At 44.0% G+C, this 25,805-nt stretch carries 22 protein-coding genes and 1 pseudogene; 6 read left to right on the plus strand and 17 right to left on the minus strand.

Features of this window, described 5'->3' with window-relative positions:
- Positions 1 to 15: 15 nt before the first annotated feature.
- The 7 genes and pseudogenes from DP117_RS20260 to DP117_RS20295 form a co-directional block, all read right to left on the minus strand.
- Positions 16 to 159, minus strand: coding sequence for a XisI protein (locus DP117_RS20260; protein WP_248277739.1), 144 nt, complete (start codon positions 157 to 159; stop codon positions 16 to 18).
- A complete protein-coding gene (locus tag DP117_RS20265; protein ID WP_169220063.1) occupies positions 147 to 566 on the minus strand; it encodes an element excision factor XisH family protein in 420 nt (139 codons plus the stop codon). The genes DP117_RS20260 and DP117_RS20265 overlap by 13 nt, the downstream gene beginning before the upstream one ends.
- A gap of 115 nt (positions 567 to 681) precedes the next feature.
- Positions 682 to 3,351, minus strand: a complete 2,670-nt coding sequence (gene clpB / locus DP117_RS20270) for an ATP-dependent chaperone ClpB (RefSeq protein ID WP_169220064.1) — start codon at positions 3,349 to 3,351, stop codon at positions 682 to 684.
- A 169-nt stretch (positions 3,352 to 3,520) separates the two neighbouring features.
- Positions 3,521 to 5,413 (minus strand): iron uptake porin, encoded by a 1,893-nt coding sequence (locus DP117_RS20275; RefSeq protein ID WP_248277743.1) that lies wholly within the window; start codon positions 5,411 to 5,413, stop codon positions 3,521 to 3,523.
- Between the two features lie 70 nt (positions 5,414 to 5,483).
- Positions 5,484 to 5,870 carry a lactoylglutathione lyase gene (gene gloA, locus DP117_RS20285; RefSeq protein ID WP_169220065.1) on the minus strand — a complete coding sequence of 129 codons (387 nt, stop codon included), beginning with the start codon at positions 5,868 to 5,870 and terminating at the stop codon, positions 5,484 to 5,486.
- Between the two features lie 176 nt (positions 5,871 to 6,046).
- The gene (locus DP117_RS20290; RefSeq protein ID WP_169220066.1) at positions 6,047 to 6,673 is read right to left on the minus strand and encodes a 4Fe-4S single cluster domain-containing protein; all 627 of its coding nucleotides are present in this window, start codon (positions 6,671 to 6,673) and stop codon (positions 6,047 to 6,049) included.
- A 356-nt stretch (positions 6,674 to 7,029) separates the two neighbouring features.
- Positions 7,030 to 7,666 (minus strand): annotated as a pseudogene (locus DP117_RS20295) (hypothetical protein).
- A 282-nt stretch (positions 7,667 to 7,948) separates the two neighbouring features.
- Here DP117_RS20295 and eno point away from each other — a divergent pair.
- Positions 7,949 to 9,229: a phosphopyruvate hydratase gene (eno, locus tag DP117_RS20300; protein ID WP_169220067.1), complete on the plus strand. Its 1,281-nt coding sequence runs from the start codon at positions 7,949 to 7,951 to the stop codon at positions 9,227 to 9,229.
- A gap of 767 nt (positions 9,230 to 9,996) precedes the next feature.
- Here eno and DP117_RS20305 read toward each other — a convergent pair.
- A complete protein-coding gene (locus DP117_RS20305) occupies positions 9,997 to 10,185 on the minus strand; it encodes a hypothetical protein (protein ID WP_169220068.1) in 189 nt (62 codons plus the stop codon).
- A gap of 52 nt (positions 10,186 to 10,237) precedes the next feature.
- Here DP117_RS20305 and DP117_RS37310 point away from each other — a divergent pair, with 52 nt between their 5' ends.
- Complete coding sequence (locus DP117_RS37310; RefSeq protein WP_339381342.1) at positions 10,238 to 11,671, plus strand: zinc ribbon domain-containing protein; 1,434 nt, start codon at positions 10,238 to 10,240, stop codon at positions 11,669 to 11,671.
- 274 nt (positions 11,672 to 11,945) lie between these two features.
- Here the strand turns inward: DP117_RS37310 and DP117_RS37315 are convergent, their stop codons facing one another.
- The 5 genes from DP117_RS37315 to argC all read right to left on the minus strand — a co-directional run bounded on the left by DP117_RS37315 (position 11,946) and on the right by argC (position 15,437).
- The gene (locus DP117_RS37315; RefSeq protein WP_339381343.1) at positions 11,946 to 12,101 is read right to left on the minus strand and encodes a hypothetical protein; all 156 of its coding nucleotides are present in this window, start codon (positions 12,099 to 12,101) and stop codon (positions 11,946 to 11,948) included.
- A 486-nt stretch (positions 12,102 to 12,587) separates the two neighbouring features.
- Positions 12,588 to 12,863, minus strand: a complete 276-nt coding sequence (locus tag DP117_RS20320; RefSeq protein WP_169220070.1) for a BrnA antitoxin family protein — start codon at positions 12,861 to 12,863, stop codon at positions 12,588 to 12,590.
- The gene (locus DP117_RS20325) at positions 12,826 to 13,101 is read right to left on the minus strand and encodes a BrnT family toxin (protein ID WP_169220071.1); all 276 of its coding nucleotides are present in this window, start codon (positions 13,099 to 13,101) and stop codon (positions 12,826 to 12,828) included. Before DP117_RS20325 ends, DP117_RS20320 begins: the two co-directional genes overlap by 38 nt.
- Before the next feature lie 391 nt (positions 13,102 to 13,492).
- A complete protein-coding gene (locus tag DP117_RS20330; RefSeq protein WP_169220072.1) occupies positions 13,493 to 14,071 on the minus strand; it encodes a Uma2 family endonuclease in 579 nt (192 codons plus the stop codon).
- 307 nt (positions 14,072 to 14,378) lie between these two features.
- Positions 14,379 to 15,437 carry an N-acetyl-gamma-glutamyl-phosphate reductase gene (gene argC / locus DP117_RS20335; RefSeq protein ID WP_169220073.1) on the minus strand — a complete coding sequence of 353 codons (1,059 nt, stop codon included), beginning with the start codon at positions 15,435 to 15,437 and terminating at the stop codon, positions 14,379 to 14,381.
- A 239-nt stretch (positions 15,438 to 15,676) separates the two neighbouring features.
- Here argC and ribBA point away from each other — a divergent pair, with 239 nt between their 5' ends.
- Positions 15,677 to 17,359 carry a bifunctional 3,4-dihydroxy-2-butanone-4-phosphate synthase/GTP cyclohydrolase II gene (ribBA, locus tag DP117_RS20340; protein ID WP_169220086.1) on the plus strand — a complete coding sequence of 561 codons (1,683 nt, stop codon included), beginning with the start codon at positions 15,677 to 15,679 and terminating at the stop codon, positions 17,357 to 17,359.
- Between the two features lie 54 nt (positions 17,360 to 17,413).
- Here the strand turns inward: ribBA and DP117_RS20345 are convergent, their stop codons facing one another.
- The gene (locus DP117_RS20345; RefSeq protein ID WP_248277740.1) at positions 17,414 to 19,744 is read right to left on the minus strand and encodes a TolC family protein; all 2,331 of its coding nucleotides are present in this window, start codon (positions 19,742 to 19,744) and stop codon (positions 17,414 to 17,416) included.
- 755 nt (positions 19,745 to 20,499) lie between these two features.
- Here DP117_RS20345 and DP117_RS20350 point away from each other — a divergent pair.
- Positions 20,500 to 20,928 carry a CVNH domain-containing protein gene (locus tag DP117_RS20350; RefSeq protein WP_169220074.1) on the plus strand — a complete coding sequence of 143 codons (429 nt, stop codon included), beginning with the start codon at positions 20,500 to 20,502 and terminating at the stop codon, positions 20,926 to 20,928.
- Positions 20,929 to 21,048: 120 nt separating this feature from the next.
- Here DP117_RS20350 and DP117_RS20355 read toward each other — a convergent pair whose 3' ends face one another.
- Positions 21,049 to 22,212: an ABC transporter permease gene (locus tag DP117_RS20355; RefSeq protein WP_169220075.1), complete on the minus strand. Its 1,164-nt coding sequence runs from the start codon at positions 22,210 to 22,212 to the stop codon at positions 21,049 to 21,051.
- A 2-nt stretch (positions 22,213 to 22,214) separates the two neighbouring features.
- Positions 22,215 to 23,627 carry an HlyD family efflux transporter periplasmic adaptor subunit gene (locus DP117_RS20360; protein ID WP_248277741.1) on the minus strand — a complete coding sequence of 471 codons (1,413 nt, stop codon included), beginning with the start codon at positions 23,625 to 23,627 and terminating at the stop codon, positions 22,215 to 22,217.
- Positions 23,628 to 24,270: 643 nt separating this feature from the next.
- Here DP117_RS20360 and DP117_RS20365 point away from each other — a divergent pair.
- Positions 24,271 to 24,843, plus strand: coding sequence for a helix-turn-helix domain-containing protein (locus DP117_RS20365; protein ID WP_169220077.1), 573 nt, complete (start codon positions 24,271 to 24,273; stop codon positions 24,841 to 24,843).
- Between the two features lie 36 nt (positions 24,844 to 24,879).
- Here DP117_RS20365 and DP117_RS20370 read toward each other — a convergent pair whose 3' ends face one another.
- Entirely contained in the window at positions 24,880 to 25,092 is a 213-nt protein-coding gene (locus DP117_RS20370; RefSeq protein ID WP_169220078.1) for a hypothetical protein, read from the minus strand.
- Positions 25,093 to 25,158: 66 nt separating this feature from the next.
- On the opposite strand from DP117_RS20370, the gene DP117_RS20375 reads away from it, so the two are divergent.
- A complete protein-coding gene (locus tag DP117_RS20375; RefSeq protein WP_169220079.1) occupies positions 25,159 to 25,794 on the plus strand; it encodes a sigma-70 family RNA polymerase sigma factor in 636 nt (211 codons plus the stop codon).
- The last annotated feature ends 11 nt before the right edge of the window (positions 25,795 to 25,805 follow it).

Genomic DNA, 25,805 nt, shown 5'->3' on the forward strand with positions numbered 1-25,805 from the left:
GCTTGCGAATAATGCTTACTTTACCTGACTTTGGGGCTTAACTGAACCGTATTGATCTATAATAGCTCCAACATCAATTTGACCGTGATAAGGCTTGTGGGTGGTATATTCGGAGATAACTTTCCGCACAATTTCACGATACTTTGTTAGTTTATCCATTGCACAATCCTCGGTTGTTGCTCATCAAAAACAATTAAGCAGATTCGTATCCGATTGAGGATTAATTGACCAAAGCGTTCTGAAAATAAACTTTCATAAACTCGCAGAGGAATTGCCAGATAAAGTAAGCGTTCTGCTTCTAATTCTAAAAGTACAGTGCGATAGATATCATATTGTCCCACTGCCTCCTGAAGGTCACGTATTGGCGAAAGGCTGAGAAAACTCTTAATTTCAACGGCAATTTTTTGAGAATCCTTTTCAGCAGCTATCGTATCACCTTCTGCACCAAGATCCACATACAGATTTCGACCCCCGTAAGCTAAATATAAAGGGTCATCAGTAATTGTCCAGCCATCCGCTATCAGTGCTTGTACAACTACATCATGATATACATCCTTTGCAGGCATTTATTTGTGAAGCTTCTTAAATTTCTAGAATACAGCTTGGAATTATATCGCTCATATCACAGGCTTTGCAGGATGCGAATTAAGCAATACGCTTAACACACCCTGCTGCTAATTCTCACACTTCACGTGATGCTTCAATTAACAACGTCTTATTTGGCACCGTTGGCACCTTCACCACCATTTTCTTACTAAAAGTCAACCCATGATCCGCTTTGTCAATCACAATCGTGTCACCAGGGACAAAAGTATTTTCTAACAACTTAGTCGCGACGGGGTTTTCTACTTCTCGCTGTAGTGCTCGTTTTATAGGACGTGCCCCGTATACTGGATCATATCCCACTTCCACGAGATAGTCACAAGCTGCTGAAGATATCTCCAAGGAAATCTTCTGTTCGCGTAAAAGATTTTCCACGCGCTTGAGTTGGATACGGATGATTTGTCGCATTTCGCTGCGATTCAGAGTATGGAAGAGAATCATGTCATCCACGCGGTTGAGGAATTCTGGACGGAAGTGCGATCGCAAAGCATCCATGACTCGGTTCCGCATCTTTTCATAATTGGCATCATCACCAGATATGTCTAATATGTATTCGCTACCGATATTACTAGTCATGACTATGACAGTATTACGGAAATCTACTGTTCGTCCTTGCGAGTCAGTAATTCTCCCGTCATCTAAGACTTGCAATAAAATATTAAACACATCGGGGTGAGCTTTCTCGACTTCATCCAAAAGTACGACTGAATAAGGACGACGACGAATGCTTTCTGAAAGTTGACCGCCTTCTTCGTAACCTACGTATCCTGGAGGCGCACCAACCAAGCGAGAAACAGAGTGTTTCTCCATATACTCGGACATATCCAGACGCACCAAAGCATCATCAGAATCAAAGAGAAACTGTGCTAAAGCACGAGCGAGTTCAGTTTTACCAACTCCTGTCGGTCCCATGAACAAAAATGAGCCAATTGGGCGACTGGGATCTTTCATTCCCGCACGCGCGCGACGAATTGCTGCTGAGACAGCAGAAACTGCTTCTTGTTGTCCAATCACTCTTTCATGGAGATGATTTTCTAGTTGCAGCAACTTTTGCCGTTCAGATTCCAACAGACGATTAACGGGAATTCCAGTCCATTTCGCAACAATTTCAGCAATATCGGATTCCGTGACTTGTTCCCGTAACAGAGTTGTTCCTGTACTTTGAATTTTTAGCAATTGCGCTTCTTTGGATTCGCGATCGCGCTGCACTCCTTCCAACTTACCATACTTCAACTGTGCGGCTTTATTCAAATCATAAGCGCGTTCTGCTTGTTCAATTTGCACCCGCAGCTTTTCTTCTTCTTGCTTTAAAGCACTAATTGCTTCGAGTAGCTGTTTTTCTCCTTGCCACTGCCCATTCAATTCTTGCTGTTTTTCTGTCAAATTGGTAATTTCTTGCTCAATTCGAGCCAAACGCTCTTTGGTTTGAATCGTCGCTTTCTCTTCCCCTGCCAACGACAGTTTTTCCATTTCTAGCTGCATCAGCCGTCGGTCGATGGTTTCCAATTCCGTCGGTTTGGAGGTAATTTCCATTTTCAACTGTGCTGCTGCTTCATCTACCAAATCAATAGCTTTATCTGGTAAAAAGCGGTCAGAAATGTAACGCGCAGACAATGTTGCTGCTGCTACCAGCGCTGAATCAGAAATTTTGACGTTGTGATGAACTTCGTAACGTTCTTTGAGTCCCCGCAGAATAGAAATTGTATTTTCCACACTCGGCTGATCGACAAAGACTTGCTGAAAACGCCGTTCTAAAGCTGCGTCTTTTTCAATATATTTACGGTACTCATCCAAAGTCGTTGCACCAATACAGCGCAGTTCTCCTCGCGCCAACATGGGTTTGAGCAAATTCCCTGCGTCCATTGCTCCTTGTTGGGTGGAACCAGTCCCAACGACGGTGTGCAGTTCATCAATAAACAGCACAACTTGACCATTCGACTCTATCACTTCCTTGAGGACAGATTTTAATCGGTCTTCAAATTCACCGCGATACTTTGCTCCAGCAATCAAGCTACCGATATCGAGGGCTATGAGTTGACGGTTTTTCAAAGACTCTGGAACATCACCGTTGATAATGCGCTGTGCTAATGCTTCTGCGATCGCCGTCTTTCCTACCCCTGGTTCACCTATCAGTACAGGGTTATTCTTACTACGACGGGACAATACTTGTATCAGTCGGCGGATTTCGTCATCTCGCCCTATAACCGGATCTAGCTTACCGCTTTTTGCTTGTTCTGTCAAGTCTCTGCCAAACTTTTGCAGAGCTTCGTAACGAGACTCTGGGTTTTGGTCGGTCACCTTTTGGCTACCGCGAACCGTCTTGATAGTCGTTTCTAGCTTGGCGGTGTCTAAGTTAAAGCTTTTGAATATCCGTCTTCCGATGCGTTCATCTTCAGCAAAAGCCAAAAGCAAGTGTTCAATAGAAATGTAGGAATCTTTCATCCTAGCTCTTGCTTCTTCCGCTCGGTCTAGTAAAGTATCTAAATTACGACTGAGGTAGAGTTGCTCAGCTTTACCCACTTTCGGTTGACGTTGAGTAAATCCTTCTATTTGCTGTTGCAAGCGTAAGGTGTCTATCTCGCAACGATTGAGGATACGTGTTGCTAGCCCAGTCGGTTCTTGTAATAAAGCAATTAATAAATGTTCGACATCAAGTTGTTGTTGTTGATACGCTCGGACAATATCTTGTGATTTTACAATCGCTTCCCAGGCTTTATCAGTAAATTTATTCGGATCTGTAGGCTGCATCTTTACAATTTGAGATTTGAGACTTGAGATTTTGGATTTTAAACTATGGATGTAGATATTGACTTTAAAGTACTATCCAACCATCTTTGGAGCTTGTTTACTTGTATCTGGGGTTGCAATTTGACGATAGTTTCTAGTTAGCGTGCAAGCGCTGAGTTATGAAGTTACTTTAAAAGGAAACCACCGTTCTCAAGGTACCTTGCCAGATAGTACCGGTGGAGCTATCGTTATTTGCGTTTGTGACTACTGAAAATACGGGTGTAATACTAACATGATCACTTAGCTCCAAATTATAAAATGCCTCAATATTTGTTTGGGTGACATTTCCCAAACCATCAGTGACAAAAGGTTGACCAACGGCGATACCTCCAACAGTACCAGGAATCAAGAGGTTACGAAGACCAAAGCCGACCGCCCAACTAAAGGGCTGTAAATCTAAATCTTGGTTAATGGCAGTGTTAAACCCTTGATAACTTCCAAATCCCAGGCGAGTAAAAATTCCTATATTCCGGTTGAAGGCATATTCGGCATTAACCCCAAAGGCGTTGATGTCGGTGTTGTTGATTTGCGCTTTAGTATATTGTAGTCTTAATGCAAATTGCTTGTTGAGTGAGTATTCCAGTTCTGTACTCGCTTGATATCTATCCCCAAATAAACCACCATTAGCATCTGAATTGACAACATTTGCATCAGCAGCAATGTAGAGAGAACGCAAAGTCAGTGGGCTACTACCTGGATTCCAGGCTACCGCTATTCCTGCACCCCCATTTCGGTCAATTTGGTTTTGCACAATCAAAGGATTATTCAGAAAAAAACTGGAACTAAAATCAACCGCCTCGTTATTAGCATATCTATTACGATCAATAAAATCTCGTGGAGACATTTTTGCTCCAACTGTCACAGATAAATCTGACACGGGACGAAAAGAGTAGTACAAGCGTCTGAGTTTCAAATCAGAATCAACATCTACATAATCAAGTCCGCCACCAGTGGCAATTAAACCACTTGTTCCCAACAGATTCAGATTTTCCCTTTTATGTGCCCGACCAATCGCATCATCACCATTGTTACCAACTTCTAGCTGAGTCAGGAGTAAATCTTTACTGTTGAAGCTAGTGGATAAATTTAACCGTTCGCGGGAGATAATGGTCGCATTGGCATCATTACCTTGTGTAAAGGCAATAATCGCTTGAGCATTGAGTTTAGTGGTTGCGGAAAATCGATTTTTTTGTAGTCGCGTGACGCGATCGCCAATTTTGTCGAGTCTGTTGTACAAGTCATCCAAAGCTGAACGATATTCTCTTTGTAACCGTCGTAAGACAATCAAGTCTTCTTGAATGAACGGATCCCCAATACGGTTGCCAATCAGGCTATCCACTTTATCTAAGGTAGCTGCCAAACCAGCAGCAAATTCATAACGAGACAGAGGACGGTTTCCACGAAACGTGTTATCTGAATAGCCTGAGAGGACACCATAACGTTCCATGAGCGATCGCAATGCCTGATATGCCCAATCAGTCGGTTGAATATCAGACAATTGCGAAACCGAAGGTTGCTGAGGTAATGTTTCAGTGTTCGTGTTAATATTACCAGGCTCATTTACCGAAGGCTCTTGAGGTAAGCTCTGAGCATTCGTATTCTGGCTATCAGATTTCTTGACAGACTGAGACTCCATGTCAGAAAACACCGCCCAGGAGTTATATTCTGTGAAAGTCACAGGTAAATCATCTGTTCTACCTGTCATGTGATCATTTGCCACATCCGCTTTGACAAACGTTTCTGGAAATTTTGCTCCTAGTGCTGATTTGGTAAACCGTTGAAATTTATCTGGCATCTTGACATCATGCAGGTCATCCTCACCAAAATCATCCTCACCAAAATCATCTTCACCAAAATAAATTGCAATAGCAGTTTTTTGCTGCTTTGGAGAAGACAAAGAATTCGCTGCTTTTGGAAAACAAAAGGTTTGGCTAAGAATTCCGCAAATTATGAGTAAACTCCAAGCCAACAATTTTGGAGAACGAATTCTTTGCCGTAGGCATTGCTTGACGCTCAACTCCATCACACCTGTTTTTTGGTTATATTTACTGAGTCATCATTTGCTGTTCTGTTTTTTATTTAACAGCATTTTTCTAAGATTTCGTCTGAATCAGTTCTACTTTATACCCATTTGGGTCTTCGACAAAAGCAATGACAGTAGAACCGTGTTTCATTGGTCCTGGTTCTCGTACCACTTTACCACCAAGCTTTTTGATTTCTTCACAAGTCGTGTAAATATCATCAACTCCAATGGCGATATGACCGTAAGCATTTCCAAAATCGTACTTTTCTACACCCCAGTTATAAGTAAGTTCTAGTACAGTGTTTTCACTTTCATCGCCGTAGCCAACAAAAGCCAAAGTAAACTCTCCTCCAGGATAATCTTTTTGCCGCAACAGCTTCATTCCCAGGACATCACAGTAGAACTTCAGGGATTCCTCAAGGTTACCTACTCGTAGCATTGTATGCAAGAGTCGCATAATTTTCCCTTTTTGCTTTGATATTTTGTGGTTCCGCTGAATATTTTAAACTGGGAATCGTCTTCATTACTGGGGAGATGCTGTCGGGAAGGAGGGAAAGAGGGAAGGAATTTTTCCTCACTCTGTGACTTCCATACTCCCATACTCTCTCACTCTCTGACTCCCTTGGTCCCTGATCACTCCGACAACTCCAACTGTCCTCGGTAGCCAGTGATCAGACGGCTACCATCTTTGAAAATATGAACTTCTATTTGGTCGCTTGCCCAAGTAATTTTATCTTTCAAAGCGGGATTAAAAACGTGAACGCGTTGATTGCTGGAAGAAACAGGAGAATCCGGTGAATTTATGGCTAGTGACTGGATATATGGACCATCTATCAAGATATCTAACTGCTTCAACAAGTCTTGAGCGCCAGCTGGGGCATATTGGGATTGTAACTGCTCTAGAGTAAACCCGGAAAAAGACATCACATTCAGTCCGCCTGCTTTTATCTTAGAAGCAAGAACAGCCAGTGCCGGGGCTTGCCAAAACGGTTCCCCTCCAGAAAATGTCACTCCTTGATTGCGAGGATTGCTCAAAATTTTCTCGGCAAGGCTGTCAATAGATATAAGTTGATTCATTTCAAATGACCAGGACTCAACATTAAAACAACCTGGACACTCTCGTAAACAACCTTGCACCCAAACAACAGCACGACACCCAGGACCATTCACTTGTGATTCATCGATATAGCCCATAATGTTGAGATATCCGGCGGGAATTTCGATTAAAGCTGAGTAAGGGTCAGTTTTCTTTTGGGTCATTGTCTTTTCCTGTTGGTAAGGAATACATATATTTGCAGCGTAGATGCAAAATTTGAGGAATTCGTGAACGACTACTAAGCTGCTGGCAAAAATTTTGGTTTCGTATTTGGAACCGTAGATGCAGACCAATGTACACAAATAATTTATCGGTCTACATCTGTGTTTATCTGTGGTTTTATAGACAAAAGTCTTTTTTTGTAAGATATGTTTTGTTTTGGAACTTAGACTCCACACCTGAAACTGTCACATTATTAGTTTTTATTTTTATATAAAAAATTAATAATCTTATTTTTAGATTGTCTGTTTTCTTAATGCTCACATGATCTCAATCGCTAATTTATGAATCTTACATTTTCTCAATGTTCTTGAGAAAAAGATACCATCCATACTAAAATCCCTAGTATGAAATCAACAGGAACGAGGGGATAATCTGTAAGCTCAATCGTGACAGTTTGCTCTGTTAATTGCAGAAACCTCCAAGCAGTCCCATTGGTGACACTTCCATAAATAGTAAAAATCGGTTGATGATTCGCCTCATTAAATTTCTGAGCAGCAACCATTTCAGCAATACACTGTCCAATTCCCGAATTCAAATCTGCCTTTTTTGCCTCAATAATCACAACGGCTGGAGCCTCAATTTCTAACTGTTCTGGGGAGCGACTGAGAAGAAAATCACAGACTCCGGTCAATCCAGAAGCGGGATCTACAGTAAATTCTGTACCAGAGAAGAGGCTAATTTGTCTGTTGAAAATCTTTCGTACTTCTAGTAAGATAGGACTGATAATTAACTCAAAACGTGCCTTTTCACTCCCCGTAGCGATCTGCCGAAGGCAGCAGCGAAGCTATCGCCACTGGTAAGCTTTCTTCTAAAAAGGCAGTCAGAATACTGCTAGGAGTAATCGATTCTATTTTTGGCAGAAATCTTTCTCCCTCAACAGTCGTTAATCCAAATGTTTGTTTAACTTTTTTCAAGGTAAACTCACTGTAGGGCATGGGTAATAATGTCCTTCACCATAGTGATTGAGTATGTTCACGGAAATCCTAGCAAATCTTCAAATGTCATCATTATTTTTAACTAACTGGGCGGGAAGTCCCCCGGCCGGCTAGTTAACCAGGCAGTACTGTGTCAACCTTTTGTTAACCACAGATCTAGAATCTTCGTTAAACGAGAGCACATAGAGTCCCGCAAACGCATATGCTAGATGGTCGGAGATCCGCATTTAACTTTTTGTAAACGGCAGAAAGAACGCACGCTAAATAAAGGATGAAGAACAGATGTTTGACACTGCGATCGAAGCTATTGTTGCCCGTGAAATCCTTGACTCTCGGGGTAGACCAACAATTGAAGCAGAAGTACATTTGGTCAATGGTGCTGTAGGATTGGCGCAGGTTCCCAGTGGTGCGTCTACTGGCACTTTTGAAGCGCACGAACTGCGGGATAAGGATAAAACACGTTACGGGGGTAAAGGCGTACTCAAGGCGGTGCAAAATGTTGAAGAAGTACTTGCTCCAAAGTTGATCAACATGGATGTCCTCAACCAGGAATTGCTTGATCGCACGATGATTGCCTTAGATGGTTCCGCTAATAAATCCCATCTTGGTGCTAATGCGATTCTAGCGGTTTCCTTAGCAGCAGCAAAAGCTGGGGCTGAGTCTTTGGGAATTCCCCTTTATCGCTATTTAGGTGGTCCACTAGCAAATTTATTACCCGTACCGCTGATGAACGTGATTAACGGCGGTGCGCATGCAGCAAATAACGTAGATTTTCAAGAATTTATGGTTGTCCCCATTGGGGCGTCTTCTTTCCGAGAAGCCTTACGCTGGGGTGCGGAGGTGTTTGCAACCCTCAGCCAAGTGTTGGATGAAAAAGGTTTACTAACTGGTGTCGGAGATGAAGGCGGTTTTGCCCCTAATCTGGAGTCAAATCAGGTGGCGCTAGAGTTGCTAGTTGCAGCAATTGAGAAAGCTGGTTACAAACCAGGAGAACAAGTTGCTTTGGCGTTGGATGTTGCGGCGAGTGAGTTTTACAAAGATGGGCAGTATGTCTACGACGGTAAACCTCACTCTGGGGGTGAGTTTGTTGATTATCTCGCGCAACTGGTTGACGAATACCCGATTGTGTCAATTGAGGATGGCTTGCATGAGGAAGATTGGCAAAATTGGCAGTTACTAACCCAGAAGCTAGGTTCTCGCGTGCAATTAGTCGGGGATGACTTGTTTGTCACCAACGTCACGCGCTTGCAAAAAGGAATCGAACTCAAAGCTGCTAACGCGATTTTGATTAAACTCAATCAAATTGGTTCTTTGACAGAAACTTTGCAAACGATTGACTTGGCGACTCGCAACAGTTTTCGCTCCGTGATTAGCCATCGTTCTGGTGAAACAGAAGACACAACAATTGCTGATTTAGCTGTCGCAACCCGTGCAGGTCAAATCAAAACGGGTTCCCTGTGTCGTAGTGAACGGGTAGCAAAATACAACCGTTTGCTACGCATTGAGGATGAGTTGGGCGAACTCGCCGTTTACGCTGGTGCTGTGGGACTAGGACCGAATTAATTTTTTTAATCAGTGGTGGTTCAAATCCCCACTGATTGCCTTAATTTTTGCAAAATTTTGTGAATCTTTTTTGGAAATGTTTTTTGTAGGTATCCAAAAAAGGGTAGCATATGGAGAACACTTCACTAATTATCCTTTTTAGAGATAAAAATGAAGATGAAAACCATAGGAAGGCGGGTTTGTCTCGTGGCGGGCTTGTCTGTGGCGGTTGTTGTCGGCGCTTTGGGGGCGGATTTGTCGGCGGCGGAGGCTGTTGGGGCGAGCCTTGAGAGCAGTTTAGGACACCCAGGTGTACAGAGGCACCGAGACGACACCCGTGTCTGGCCATCACCCGTGTCTGGCGGCAATATAGGCTGCAGGCACACCGCCAGGGGGTGCCGAGGGGACTAAGGTTAGCGACCAGGCTGCGGGGAGAAGAAACCAACGTGCGGCAACACTTTCTTTTATTGCAACTTCCGTCAAACGCTCTAAAAGCTTCAGAGCGACCAGTGTTCTAGTATTGTAGGGTGGGCAGTGCTTACCGTATTTTGCTGACTACATCCGGGTTTTGCTAAGCACTGCCCACCCTACGTGTCGTTCTTGAAACATTTTAACAGAGAAACAACGAGTTAAAACTCGCCCTTGTCGGATTTCATCCCCTCATGTAAAGGCAGGGGTTCTCCCGCATCCCACTTGCAGCGTGATAGCACTCAATGGCGCTTTATAATTTCGGTTGTGCGGCAAGCGGTTGAACAGAACATCAAAAATATGGGTAAATCTCGGCAAAATTAAGTGATTTCTGCTCTTGCCCACTTTTCGATCAAGTCGCTAAGACTCCTGCAACCAAGCGTATTAGCCCGTTCTTGTAGGAGTTTTTTTGCTGTTGGGGTCAAAGCTATGTTGACGTTTGTCTTAACTTCATCGTAGTCTTGTCCTTCCCCTCTAATCTTTTTTTTACCCATGAATACTCTAGACATTGCGCTACGTCTAAAGATAGGTTATCATAGATTTCTTGTTTGAGGTTTAGTGGTGGTAAGCAAGAAACAACAGAAAACTGAATACATCTACACCCAGGTAATTCCTGTTGTTTCTTGTTCCGATGAAACCCAGGTAAACAAAATCATGTACCTGTGCGGCACTCCAAGAGCTTTAAGTTACAACAAACTTGGTTCTCTGCAAGGGTGGGGGCTAGATTGGAAAAAAGCAGATCCAATAGTCCGCACTATCTTAAAACCTACCGATATTAGACTGCCTGCTAAGTTGTGGGAATGGTCGGTTAACGACGCAATGAAAACAATATCCGCACAACAGGAAGCGGTTAAGACTTTTTTGATTCGGGATATTTACCGCAAAACCAAGGATGAAATAGAACGCAAACGTTTAACTGACCTGCTCAACATTAATCCAACTGGTGATAATTGGTTACATCGCCAATTCAGAAAACAGTACCTCAAAGGTCATACATTTGTTAGAAATCAAATTGTTTATCAGGGTGCAGGATATTCCTGTAAACGATTAACCAGAAGTTCTGTACAGCTAGAAGTTGCAGGATTCGTCAAGGGTAAACGCATCACTTTAAAATTGCGTTGCAGACACGTAATTAAAGGTCAAATCCGGCTAATTCGTAACGATCAAGGTAGTCTAGAGGTTCATTGCATTCGCATCAAAACCCTAGTATTACCACAAAGTAAACCCACTCAAAAAATAGGTATTGATAAAGGTTATACCGAAGGCTTTTATACTTCAGAAGGTATTAAGATTGCTGAGAAATTAGGGCAATTGATGACGGCAAAAACAAACCGCATTACTCGCACTAACCGCAATCGTTACAGGTTGTTTGCCCACGCACAAAGCAACCCTGGCAAGGGCGCAAATATCCTCAAAAACAATCTAGGGCACAAGGTAAAATCACGTCTTCTTGTGCGCGAGAAGGCGACTATACAGAATTTCATTCGTAGAGATTTACGACGGACAATCACTACACCCGTTGATATTATCTGTGAAGACCTCACCCAACCAATCAAAGGTAAGCAACAAGCCAAGCACATCAATCGCAAGCTAAACCAATGGATGAAGGGGGAGTTACAAGCTTCAATCGATTTAATTGCATTGGAGACAGGGAGTACAGTATCAGTGGTAAACCCTGCTTACACGTCGCAAGTTGATTCTTTGACCGGGACGCTTTTAGGTCGTCGGTCTGGGGATCGCTTTATCCGTTACACGGGGGACGTGATACAAGCTGATTTGAACGCGGCAGTAAATATCCGTGTTCGAGGCACAGACAACAACATTACTCGATACATGAAATCAGGTGATGTTGAATCCGAGTTATTAACTCGGACTGTGCGGTACTTAGCTTCTATAAGTTCGTCAGTAACCGATGCTCTAAATCTTGGGTGGCTTCTACCTAAGTTTAAAGCAAAAGCCCTGAAACTTGAAACTCAGTACCACCCGCAGGGATAGCGGGTACGGTTAAGCACCGATGGCTGGGAGTTCAAAGGAACAAGAGTGAACGCGCTCCGCTCTAAAAGCAGTAACCAGCACGGATGAAACCAGCAATTTCAGACATTTCTACTTTTGCATAACTTTAAGTAGATTTAGTTTACCCCTTACAACTTGTTCATCCAGCAATAGCGCTTGAGCGATCTATTCAATACTCAAACCCAAAGCCAATAACTGAGGTATGGTTTCGAGCTTACCTTCTTCTTTACCTTCAGCAAAAACTTCTTGATAAAATCTAGTTTGCTTCAACTCGCTTAATCCGAACATTTTTTCCATCTCCTCCCGGCTCAAGCTGGGCAATTTGTAGATTAATATCAATTCTTATCAATTCTATAATTTCTCGTTGTTGGGCTGCATCTATAATTTCTTTGAGGACACCATAACGTTCCATGAGCGATCGCAACGCCTGATATGCCCAATCGGCTTATCGCTCTTGACCATTTTTGAATTCAAAATTCGCTCATTCGCGAGCGTGAGAAAATCAAGAAGTTTTTTTTGAATTGATCAATAAGGGTACAAGCCCCTTCATTTATGAATGGAGACGCATTGTCCCCTAAAATTTAGCCAGCCAAGTTTGCTGATTTCATTGTGTTGCCAACGAGTTGTTGATGTTAGAGGGCTGGCTAAATTTTTACGTCTTAGACCCCGTAACAGAAAAAGCGCAGCATCGTTGTTTCAAGCCCCCGGATTTATGAGCCAGTGCGTTGGGCGGGTTCCCCGACTTGAAGCACCTGGCGTCCGTGGGGTTCTTAATTTTGAATTTTGAGATTGCTTCGCTTCACTCGCAACGCTACGCGATTTTGAATTTGAGCGTTTGCGCAGCGCCCCCGAACGGGGCTAGCGAGTGACCCCTTTTGCCTGAAATCTTTGCATGTAGCTATCGGTGAGCTTCCATATAGGCTCGCAGTAGGGCGTTGATTTGGGTTTGATAACCTCGTCCAAGTGACTTGAACCACTCCAATACATCGCTGTCAATGCGTAGCGTGACTTGTGCTTTGTTTTTCGCAGCAGGTAAACCTCGTCGAACGACAGCTTTTGCAAACATTTCGGGCGTAATTTCTGGACAATCCGATAAGTCAATGTCGGAATCAGTCATTGCATCAAGTCGTTGCCAATCAGTTTGAGAGTTGCTCGAAATAGATTCGTTGCTCATACTTAGTTGCCTTTCTTGTTGAAATAATGCGGGTAGAATCGCCACGTTCGGTATGGACAACAGCAACGAGTATTCCTTGCAACAAGCCGAACGTAACGAAACGCTGCTCTTCATAGTCATAACGATTATCTTCAACCGTTACCGTATCTCCATCAAACACCTCTGGAACGTCGATAAAATCGATCCCGTGCTTGCGAATATTTGCAAAACGCTTTGCTTCATCCCATTCAAACTCCATCACCGAACTGCAGCACTTACTCACTTATTGTAACTACAAATTGTCGTTACAACCACTCGTCACACACATGCCTCAAGTCCATCTTTTCGCTCCCACAATGCGATCGCCCACAAGGGCTTGGCTCAGAGCTGGAGCATCGCTACCCTTGCAGTCAACAAAATATGTACGCACTTGCCCGCAATAGCAACTAGAAATCGCAACTCACTTCCACACGACGCGCGATACGCGATACGCGTAGCGTACTGCCAGAGGCTTATCGCGACCGACCCAATTGAACCATTAAGTGATTCGTCTGTTGCACTTTTTCTGTTGACAGTTGACCGGTTCAGTTATCAGTTATCAGATCCCAACGTTATGTGTCATAGCCCCTCAAGCAAGGAAAACATTTGTGCTAACTAAACACAACTTGTAAATCTAAAACAAACCCAGGTAAAACATCTTCTCCTGATAAACTTGTTGAATTATCCAACACTTCTACTGGCTGCAGTGCCCGATAAATTTCTACTTTTTTATTTTTTGTATCAATTAACCAGCCCAAACGCAATCCATGATCGATGTATTCCTGCATCTTTTTGCGTAGCGGTTCCATGTTGTCACTTTTGGAACGTAATTCAATCGCAAAATCTGGACAAAGCGGTGGAAAGGAGTCTTGTTCTTCTGGTTTTAATGCATCCCATCTGGCTTGAGTCACCCAAGCTGCATCGGGAGAACGTTCTGCACCATTGGGAAGTCGGAAAGCGGTTGAGGAGTTAAAAGCAACACCAAGTTTGGATTGGCGGTTCCAAAACCAAAGTTGTCCTTCAATATCTATATTGCGCTTACCTGTGTTTCCTCCCGTAGGGGGCATAATAATTAATTCTCCTGTGGCGGTTCGTTCTAGCTGTACGTCTCGGTTAGCAGCAGCCAGGAGTACGAATTGCTCTTCGGAGACTTTCAGGTTTGCGGGGATGTACAGAGGCAAGTTGCTCATAGACAATTAAACATTAAAAGTGTCCATAATATATATTGTCTTGGATTACTTCTGGTGCGAGACGCACTCGCGTTGGGAACCTCACCCTGCCCTGTCGGGCATCCCTCTGGGAACTCCGGCTACGGTGTACACACAAGTCCTTGAATTACCCACTCCCGACCCGCAAAACCTCACCCTGCCCTGTCGGGCATCCCTCTCCTTATTAAGGAGAGGGAAAGATTTTTGCTACGCAAAAAGCGAGGGTGAGGTTTTGAGCGATCCGGTGTGTACACCGTAGCCCCAATACTCGCTTTGCTCTCTACCACAATCACGGATAAAACCCCAACTTCGGCAACCCCAGTGTCTCATCCCAGCCCATGATAATATTGAGACACTGGATAGCTTGACCTGCCTGTCCTTTGATGAGGTTATCAATTGCTGACATAACAATCACACGTCCAGTACGTGGATCAACTTCTATACCTATGTAACATAGGTTACTGCCGCAAGCCCATTTTGTTTGGGGATAAACGCCTGGTTCACAGACTTTCACCCAAAGAGAGTTACGGTAGAAGGCTTTGTAAATTGTGATTAAATCATCTCGCACTAAACCAGGGTCTCGTAGCGTAGCATACACCGTTGCTAAAATGCCGCGCACCATAGGAACAAGGTGTGGTGTAAACTGAACGGTGACTTCGTGTCCCGCTAAATCACTACAAATCTGCTCGATTTCTGGGGTATGGCGGTGACGGACGACGTTGTAAGCGGCAAAGGAGTTATCAGCCTCGGCAAGCAACATATTAACTTTTGCTTGACGCCCACCGCCAGAAGTGCCTGACTTAGCATCAATAATGGCTGTTTCTGGTACAATAAGCCCTTGTTTGAGGAGTGGTGAAAGTGCCAAGAGACTAGCAGTGGGATAGCAGCCGGGACAACCAATCAGTTGTGCTTCGCTAATGCGATCGCGATACAGTTCTGGCAATCCATAAACTGCAGTCGCTGCTGTTGCAAGATCCATTCTCTGGCCACCATACCAGCTTGTATAAGTTGCTAAATCGCTAAAGCGATAGTCTGCACTCAAATCCAGTACTTTACATCCTTTGTCCAACAATTGCGGAGCGATTTTGTAAGCCAAACCATTTGGTAGAGACAGAAAAACCACCTCACAACGGTGGGCAATAGTTTCTGGTTCTACAGCCTCAATTGGTTGATGAACTATGTGAGCTAAATGCGGATAGAGATCTGCAAACGGTTTTCCCGCGCTACTCTCCCCACCTAAATAAACAACTTCGACCTCTGGATGATCCATGAGTAGTCGTACTAATTGCACTCCGCCGTAACCTGACGCGCCAACAATGCCAACTCTTACGCGTCCAAATTTGCCCATAACTACTAAATCCTTTTTGAATATGGAAATCTGTCCCTACCAGAATTTTTCTGCTAGAGACTTCTTGTTTTTCGGTTGTTGCTGCACTTAGTTATCATAAAATCCAACTGTCTGGCGCAGGTATTTATCGGTATGTTATCGAATCTTTGCTTAAGAATACTTCTGAAGTGTCTAGAAGAGCTACAATCAGAAGACAAGCATTTGTGAAAAAAATTACGTTTGGTAGCTGGAATTCGTCTGTGTCGAAGGTTAACACGACTTCAAACCAAAACTTTGAATTTGATTCGATTGATGCCGCCCTGGCTGACTTGAAAGCTGGTCGCCAAATTGTGGTGGTAGATGACGAAAACCGAGAAAATGAAGGCGATTTGATATGCGCTGCCCAATTTGCAACTCCTGACGTCATTAATTTTATGGCAGTCGAGGCTAGGGGACTGATTTGTCTGGCAATGACGGGCGATCGCCTAGATGAATTAGACTTACCATTAATGGTGAGCAACATCACCGACACAAACCAAACGGCTTTCACAGTCAGCATTGACGCCGCACCACACTTAGGTGTAAGCACTGGAATTTCAGCAGAAGACCGCGCCCGCACAATCCAAGTTGCAATCAACCCAGGAACAAAACCAGTAGATTTACGCCGTCCTGGTCATATTTTCCCCATTCGCGCTAAGGTTGGAGGTGTCCTCAAACGAGCAGGACACACAGAAGCTGGTGTTGACTTAGCCCGATTGGCTGGATTATACCCTGCTGGGGTGATTTGTGAAATTCAAAACCCCGACGGTTCGATGGCGCGGCTATCCCAGTTAATGCATTACGCCAAGCATCATCATCTCAAAATTATCAGCATCGCGGACTTAATCAGCTACCGCCTCCAACACGACCGCCTCATCAAGCGTGAAACCGTTGCTGATTTACCCACCCAGTTTGGTCATTTCCAAATTTACGCTTACCGACATACTCTGGACAATACAGAGCATGTTGCTATTGTCAAGGGTAATCCCGCTGAATTTGGAGATAACCCAGTTATGGTACGGATGCATTCCGAATGCTTGACTGGAGATGCTTTAGGTTCTTTACGCTGCGACTGTCGGATGCAGTTGCAAGCAGCACTAAAAATGCTGGAAAATGCAGGGCAAGGTGTCGTTGTTTACCTGCGGCAAGAAGGACGAGGAATTGGGCTAGTCAATAAATTGAAAGCTTACTCGTTGCAGGATATGGGACTAGATACCGTAGAGGCGAATGAACGCCTGGGATTCCCCGCTGATTTGCGAGACTACGGTATGGGAGCACAGATGCTCATGGATTTGGGAGTACATAAGATTCGCTTGATTACCAATAATCCCCGTAAAATTGCAGGGTTAAAGGGTTACAAGTTGGAAGTTGTAGATCGCGTACCATTGTTGATTGAAGCAAACGACTACAATTCTTACTACTTAAGAACTAAGGCGAAAAAACTGGGTCATATGCTGTTACAGACTTATCTGTTGACAGTGGCGATAAATTGGCAAGATGATCCGGAAGCAGTGACCGAACGCTACGAACGCTTAGAGAAACTACGGCATTTAGCGAAAAGTCATGAGTTGTTGTTACAGGAAGAAGCACGTCCTTTGGCGATCGCCCTATTTGATCAGCCATCCTTAATTGTACACTTAGGTTTTGACCAACCGAACGTTGCAACACCTGATTGGTATCAGCACAAAAGTCATCCTTACGCGCAAGCAATTAGCCAAATTTTGGATGAACTCGTCGCTTTGCCTTATATTCAAAAGCTAGAATTTCTTATTTCTCCTGGTATTGATCCTTTGAGTAACCTGCAAGTGCAATTAGATCGGCAAACGTTCCCAGCAGGAACATTGCCTTCGTCTGTTTGTTGTGAGCAGTTAGGAACGCAGAAGATTTATAGTTTTAGTCGGTAGTTGATAGTCGTAGGTTGGGTTGAGCTACTGTCCCAAAGTACACTGGAAAAAAACTCACTTTTTATTGCTTTCAATTGTTACCTGCCAGGTGTCTAATGTGGTTCCTACAGTTTTATCAAGGTTCGTCAAAGCATTGAGATATTCAATAGTTCCATTCAGTTCTGCGTTTCTTGCCTCTACCAAACTATTTTCCAGACTCACAATCTCAAAGACTCCAGATCCTCTGCCCAATCGCTGCTTTTCTCTTTCAATCTCTAGTTGTCGTTCAGAAGACTCCCTGGCAAGGCGTGCAAGTTCCACCTGCTTGAAATTCAAATTCACATCTCTAATCCTGTCTGTTACCTGAATTTCTAAACTTTCACGCTGATCGTTCAAATTGTTTTCCGCTTGCAATTGGTTAACTCGGCTGCGCTGAAACCTCTGTTCCGGTGTGAGATCGCCCAATGTTTTGCTAAAAGTTAGTCCGGCTCTCACGTCTGGTGTTGCGTTGTCTCCTGTATTATCATAGCTGACATTTAAACCCAAGTCCCAGCGTCTGTTATTTTTTGCCTGCAACAGGTCAAGTTTAGCTTTGTCCAGGTTTAGCTGTGCCTGCAAATATTCTGGCTGATTTAAAAGCGCTAATTGCCGAAGTTTGTTCGCGTCTAGAGTCACGGGTGACGCCTTTGGGACTTCTGCAGCCACAATATTAGTGTTTTGTGAAATGTCGAGAATCTGAAGTAGAGCTAACTTTGTTGACTCAAGATTATTCTGAGCACTCACTAAGCTAACTTGTCGGTTAGCGATCGCCGTCTGACTTTGGATAATATCAACCGGTGCCAACCTACCCGCCTCAATCAGAGCTTGGTTTATTCCCAGAAGTTCTTGAGCGCTTTTCAGCGAAAGCTGCTCGATTTTTACCCGTTCCTGAGCGCGTAGTAAATTTCTGTATCCTATTATAGCATCCGTAATGGTATTTGTCAATGTCAATTTTAAACCCAAGACGTTACTCTTTTCAGTAAGTCGAGCCGTCTTAATCGAAGCTCTGTTTACATCGATTCCAGCTCCTTTTAGTAGAGGTTGATTAAAACTTATCTTTGGCGTTAGAGCGTTAGCTGTCAACCCAAAACTCAGTTCCCCGCCGGTGGGAATCTTCATTTTTGCCTCAAGACCGACTTCATTAGTCGTTGTTGTGGTTGCACCTGAGCCGGATGATGCCATCGACGTTGACAGGGTAGGTGTAAAGTCAGGAGCAAATTTATCTTCTTCCACTGCCAAGTCTTGTTTTTGCGCTATCCTTTCGAGATATGCGTTTTTTATAGATCTATTGTTTTGCAAAGCCAAGACCACAACATCAGAGAGCTTTAGTGCAACAGGGCTTACTTTTGGTAATGGTTTGGGTTGACTCTGTTTCAGACTATTTTGAGTCACTCTATCTGCTTGTTCTACTTTTGAAATTTGATTGTGATACGAAGTTACATTCTGTCGTGGTACTTGACGCGTTTGAGAGAAGACATGGTGAAGCGGCTGTGATGACATGGAGAGGGAAAGACTCGGTGACGCAAGAAAAGACGCACCCGCCCTAAAGTGACTCTGCTTGCGAGACAACATCGGTTGAGTCTCCTGTTTTGAAGGAAGGTTTGGTGAGGTCGAAAGACGTGGTGACGCAGAGATATCTCTGTGTCCTCTTTCCTGGTGTCGCCTTGTTCCGTTGTCTGTTGGTCTTTGCGTCCTCGTGTCCTCTTTTCTCGTATCTTCTCGTTCCCAGGTGGAACTTGGGAATGCTTTACCAGAGACAGAGTCTTTCATTTCTGGCGTAGGTATCGCTAAAGCCTCTCGTCTGTCATTTTCTGGTTCTTTCTGTAAACGAGAGGTTGAGGGTGATGTAAAGGCGACTTGCGATTGGGCGGAGTGCAGTGCTTCAGAGGGCGATCGCATAGCGTCATTTAACTTCCAACTTTTAAGAAGCAATTGGTTGTTTTGGCTCTGAGGTTGGGAATGAGTTATGGGTATGTTAGCGTTTACCGTTGGCATTCTTGAAGCGTAGTGTGTCGGTTTTCCGCTCTGAGTTTGCTGTGGGCGTTTCCACTTTGTAGGAGTTTCCGAAGGGTTTTTCAAAGGTAAGACAATCGCCTCACCCTTGCTAAGTTGCTGATTATCTTTACTTTGGTGTTTGATGTTTTCACCAGCCACAGGTTGAACGATTAACGGTTTGACAGCTGGTTCAACGCTGACTGCTGGTTGAAGTATCTTTTGGGATTTCAAAATAGGGGTGAGAATACGAGCTGTACCCACAATTACAGTTAGAACAACGACCACATTAAGTAACAAGAAGTTAACGGATCGGAGAAATTGATGCTCGCGTGGGTTTTGACGTTGAGAGTCTTGGTTAGGTGGCTTTTGCATGATGATTTGAATTTAGTAAATTGCTCTGCTTAGCCTGACTCTTTGGAATTGAGATTGATTTCCGACACCACCAGGACAAAGCCATTCGCTTTGAAATGAACGGTCAGGTCTTTAGACACCACCGCCACTGTTAAATTGGCGATGTTAGATTTGGGAGTTGCATCAGGCAGTCATTGAGTTTAGTAAAACTCATTGCTGCTGTCTGAATTATTGCCTTGATTTTACTTTACACTGCTCATCTTACTTTCTGTGTAACTTTCAAAAAACAAAAGTGCTTTAGTTTTGAGCGCAAAAGATGATGATTTTATTAATCATTAGCTTTCTTAAAAGCCGGAAGTATTCTAGATATTAATGTTTAGCACTGATCTACTCTTAGTCATTTAAAAAGTTAACAAAATCAGAACATAAATCCTGTAGTTATGTTTTAAAAGTAAGCTGTGCAACCTTGATTTTCTAAAATCTATAGTCTAAAAATTGAATTAAGTAGATGAGGCGTTAACAGCTGATTTCTACTTAGATAAGTAGGTGAATCTAGACTAGATATAAACCTACATTTAGCGAATGCAAATTCAAACGCTTTTTAGATTTTGAATTGACTTATTCGTACAAATTTCAACACCAAAAATAGGCAAGTAATTCTGGCAGGCTAACACAGCAACTGCTGGTATTTCTATTGTCCTTTTTCAGGTAAATGGAAGAACAACGTACACGCTAAATCCTGACAATACAACTCAACTTATCAAAGGAGAATACCCATGTCTTTTCTCGCAAAACTCAGTCGCTCACCACGTTTAATGACTTTTGCTGCTTGTGGTGCAATCATGGCTACAATTCCCATTAATCCTGCTTTTGCAGCACCCACCGATCCTAGTAGTTATCAAAATTCTTGTCGGAATATTGATGTTTCTGGAGCTACCCTAACAGCACAATGTCGTAGAACAGATGGCACGTTCAACAACAACACATCAATTCTGATTCGGGGAATCTATAATGATAATGGAGTTTTGCGCTATACTAGCAACGCAACTGCCGCTAGTAGTTATGCAGCTTCTTGTCGAAACATTGGTGTTTCTGGAGCTACCCTCACAGCAGAATGTCGTAGAACAGATGGCACGTTCAACAACAATACATCAATTCTGATTCGGGGAATCTACAATGATAATGGAGTTTTGCGCTATTCATAGGTAGCAAGTAGGATGCAATAGAGACAGTTTTGCTGCCCGAATCTTTTGAGTAAATGAACCACCCCACCTGACTTTTAAAAGTCAGGTGGGGTACTTCGCTGTGATGGGGTGCGGCAAGCACTACGTGCTACGCAGGGCGGTAACAGGATTTAGTTGGCTAGCACGTAAAGCCGGGAGAAAACCAGCGCCTACCCCCACTAGCAGCGCCGAACCTAAGGACATAGCTGCTGTGGTGCTTTCCAATTGGTAGGGCAAATTAAAAGTATTAGCAACCACCACCGTTAACCCATGCACCGCAGCGATCGCAACAGTTCCCCCACATAAGCTTAAAAGCACCGCTTCGAGAATGAACTGCAACATGATATCTTGTTTTTTTGCTCCTATTGCCCGCCTCAAACCAATTTCCGCAGTACGCTCGGTGACAGTGGCGATGGTAATATTGGCAATGCCAACACCCCCTACCAGTAGAGAGATTACTCCTACTGCTGCCAGTGCTCGTGAAACGGATTCAAGAGTTTTCTGTTGCTCCAGAATATCTTGAATATTGTTTGAAACAAAGAATTTCTGCCCTGGGTAGCGCTGCGACAACAGTTTTTGGACTTGGTCTTCCAAGTTTTTCAGGTCTTCGAGTTTGCGGGGGCGTATCCAAATAGTTCCAATATCCCGACTACCCATCAAAGCGTTAAAAACCGACATTGGCACAAGTAGCTCACCTTCAGGTGCCTTATTACCGGGATTAGTCTGCACCACCCCCACAACGATATAGGGTCGGCGAGCGGCATAGATGCGCCGACCCGTTGGCTTTTGACCTTTGAAAAGTTTGTCCGCCAGAAATTGATCAATTACCACCACAGGTCGATAGCTGGCAGAATCTGCCCTTGTGAAGAACCGCCCTGCTACTAATTGCTTACCTGATGTGAGCAAGAAGTTTTGGGAAACACCCATCATGGAAGGATTTTTAACCTCCTCATCTTGAAATACGGTTGGGGAAGGAAATGGGATACTGGACGCACTGATTGCTTGCAAGCCCACCAGCCGTTGTTTCAAGAATTTCATATCTTCTAGCCGAAGAAGTCGCGACTCCGGGTATACTGTGACTTGAGGGATATCTCGCTCTGCCATTTGACGAGCAATCACTGCTCGACTGATGCTACCGACTTGAAGCGTTGCTGTGACCGCAGCGACACCCATGAAAACGCCTAGAGCTGTTAGGGTAGAACGCAAGGGATTGCCGCCCAGAGAGCGGCAAGTAAGAGCTAGTAAGTCGAAAGATTTGAGACTCATTGCTATTCGCTGTTAGGTTCAGTAGGGTTATCTTGGGGAATGACCAACTTTCCTGGTTCCAGTTTGGAATCAGCTGAAGGCAGCACCACTTGCTCTCCAAGGCGCAGACCAGAGGTCACCTCCACATTAGTCAACCCCTCTAGCCCTAGAGTGATGTTTTTTTTCTGAGCCTTACCTTGTTTATCTCGCACCAATACAAAGGGCTTTTCTTCAGAGCGCTGAATCGCTTCCGTGTTCAGAACTACTACATTCTGCCGCTGTTGCAAAACAATTTCGACATTTACCTGGCTGCCAGGAATCAGCTTGCGGGAAGGGGTATTAAGTCGCACTTTTGCAGATACGGTTGCTTGCCCCGATTGTTGACTGCTGCTTTGGCTCTCGTTCCCAGAAGAAGTGGTTGCTATGGGAGACAAGCTCTGCACCCGTCCCTCGAATGTCTGAGCATTGGGACCGATGACACTGATACGAGCTAATTGGTTGACCCGGACTTTAGCCGCATTCAGGGTGGAAAGCTGGAGCGATACGAGTTCTTGGGTGGGATCGCCCAGGATGAGCAGGTCAGTACGCACCTGAACTCCTTCCCCATCCTTGACTTTGATGTCGAGAACCTGACTATTAATTGGCGCAGTCACGACGTTGTTCTGGAGTTGCTGCTGAATTTTTTGCAGCTCCAGCTGAAGGCGCTGAAGTTCACGGGTATCGTTGTTGACCGCTAACTGAGTATCCCACAGAGCAGATTCAGCCTGCATAATTTTGTCCCGCGTTTGCTGTTGCATATTTTGGCGCTCAAGCTGAAGGTTTTGGAGTTCGATGGTATCGCTGCTGACGGTTAACTTCGCCTCCCATAAAGCAGTTTTCGCACGGCGAACCTGTTCTTCCTGCGTCCGAAGTTCATTTTTTGGAATGAAGCCCCTTTGATCCAAAGCCTCAAGCTCTTGGAGTTTCTTTTCCTCAGCTTTAAGTTCTTCCTCAGCTTCGACAACTTTCTGATGGTTACGTGCTACGGTGAGTTCCTGTTTTTGAATCTGCAACTGCTTGTTAGTCTGGTTTTCCTGTTTAGCTGCTTTTAGCTTTTCCTCAGCTTCGACAACTTTCTGGCGGTTACGTGCTAGAGTGAGTTCCTGTTTTTGAATTTGCAACTGCTGGTTGGCAAGGATAGTTTGGCGGTCGGGGTTACGCAGAATAATCAGCGGCTGACCGAACTTGACCTGGTCCCCAAGCCGCACTAGCACTTGCTCAACTGCGCCTTCTGCTGGAGACTTGAGGGTCTGTTGACCACGCAGTTCAAGGGTGCCGCTTTCATTGATTGTGGTTTCAATATTGCCGCGTTCTACGGTAACTACAGGCAGCGCCACCGATTCTGTAGGTCGATTCCGAGTCTGGATATAGACCAGCCAGCCCCCGGTGCTAACCATAGCTAACACTCCTGACCAGGCTAACCATTGAACTCCAGACTTGAATTTCTTTAGAGTTGGCATTGAGATAAGCACACTGCCAGTCAATGAGTTACTTGTGATGGAATTAGCTACTTTATTGTCTAATCCCTCTTCAATATTTTGATATTAAATCTAGAAATTCAAGGATTTGAAACTTATTTTCTATGCATAACTAAAGTAATTATGTTTTTTATCAAAGAAGGAAACTCTTAACAGTTTCCCATTAAGAGTTCTCGTTTACGGGAGTAAGAGACCCTCATTTCTATAAGTGGCAAGTTTTGGGTGGAGTTTAAATCCCCATCCAGAACCCCCTGTTGCCCAACGGGAGAACCAGTCCCCCCATCGTGACGGAGACCGGCAAGACGGAGGCTGGTCTCACCTGTTGCCCCTTCCCTGTTCCCTAATGTTAAGCGTAGCCGTGCCGTACGCAGTGCATAGCACGCGAGGCAAGTGCCAGGGGAGTGTCAAAAAGCGACACAGATGACTGCTACCAAGACTAATGTGAATTTTTGTAACGATTTGCAGAATTCCTGGATATTGATTCCGAGAAGTAGGTAGAGGTTCGCTGCAGAGTATCCAAACGAACTTATAATATTCCCAAGTTCTACTAAGAGAAATTGCTGTGGAAAACCAAGGTCTTTACCTAACACTTAGAGAGCGCAAGCTGTTGCTGAAAAGCCTAGAAGCCGAGTTACGTCTAGAATATCGCCGTCGTATTGAAATTATACTACTGGCAGATGCGGGTCTATCTCAAGCACAAATCTGTAAAGCACTCTTGTGTGCTCAAGAAACTGCACGGTACTGGATTGCTATGGCACAGACAGGTAACGCTCATAACTGGAGCGATCGCCCTATGGGACGCCCCAAGACTGTGAATGAGCAATATCTCGCTCGGTTGAAAGAATTGGCAAGCCATAGTCCGCGTGAGTATGGCTATCCATTTAAACGCTGGACAGCGCAATGGTTAAGCAAGCATCTGGTAAAAGAATTGGGAATTCAGGTTAGCACTTGCCACATTAACCGCCTGCTCAAGGAGATGGGGCTTTCCACTCGACTGAAAAACAACACAACTGAGAAAGAAAGCTCTAGCCTACACAATTGCGGCATTATAGTTCAAGACTTGCCACCAAGTAATTGCTACAACAACAAAAATCTTGCAACAGACTGCCTGATGTCTTTTGGCAATTCAACTTAAAGCTGAGCCCCAGCTTTAAAACACGGGGTTTTCAACCTACCCCTGATAAAATTGAGGAAACTCCTCCAATCGCCGTAGATCGTCCGCAGCAATTTGCTCTAAAACCAACACCGCACACCACCGTCTATCTGTTGTCCAACGCTTCCCAATAGCAATAATAGCCTCAACACCTGCGTCCATAGCCTCCCAGGCTTTGACTCGGAATGTAAAGAATTGTAAAAAATACTGTTGTTTTGCATAAAATGCCATGCTTTGACTACGAGAAGGAGTTAGAGGTTCACTTCAGCTCTTGAACAAGGTTTGGAGTCTCAAGTAATGAGGAGAGATGAACTTGATTCGTATTTACTACAGCTTGCAACTGTTGCGCAGCGACACCCGTCGCATTCCCAGGAACGGCAAATCGCTTTAACAAAGCTAATTCACAGCATTGTGCGTTTTGGCAATCTTTGGTATCCATCAAACAATCAATTTTTCAGCAATGTTCAAGATATTTACAATGAAGCACGTCAAGAACTTTTTCTTTATATTTGTCAAAATCTTGACAAGTACGATCCGGAACGTGGTACGGTTTTGGTATGGGTTAATGTTCTTTTGTCACGACGATTTTTTAAAGATGCTCTTCGTAAAAATCTAGGTCATGGTTATGCGACCAAAATGACTATTGCTGACCTAGAAAATTTGGCCTTACCTACACAGTCAAAAGACCTCACAGAAGTCGTTAAGGAATATATAGAATTAGACCCAGAAGACGTTTTCAAAAATGAGTATATAGAGAAATGTCCTCAAGCAACGTTTCAAGCATTAGCTATGCTCAGAATGTCTGGAAAATCATGGAAAGAAATTTCAGCAGAATTTGAAATGAAAGTTTCTACAGTGAGCAGCTTCTATTACCGATGTCTCAAAAAGCTTTCTCCTAAGTTAAAAGAATACTGTGATAATCAGGTAGATTAAGGAATAGGTGT

The organism is Brasilonema sp. UFV-L1 (assembly GCF_012912105.1).
GTDB lineage: Bacteria > Cyanobacteriota > Cyanobacteriia > Cyanobacteriales > Nostocaceae > Brasilonema.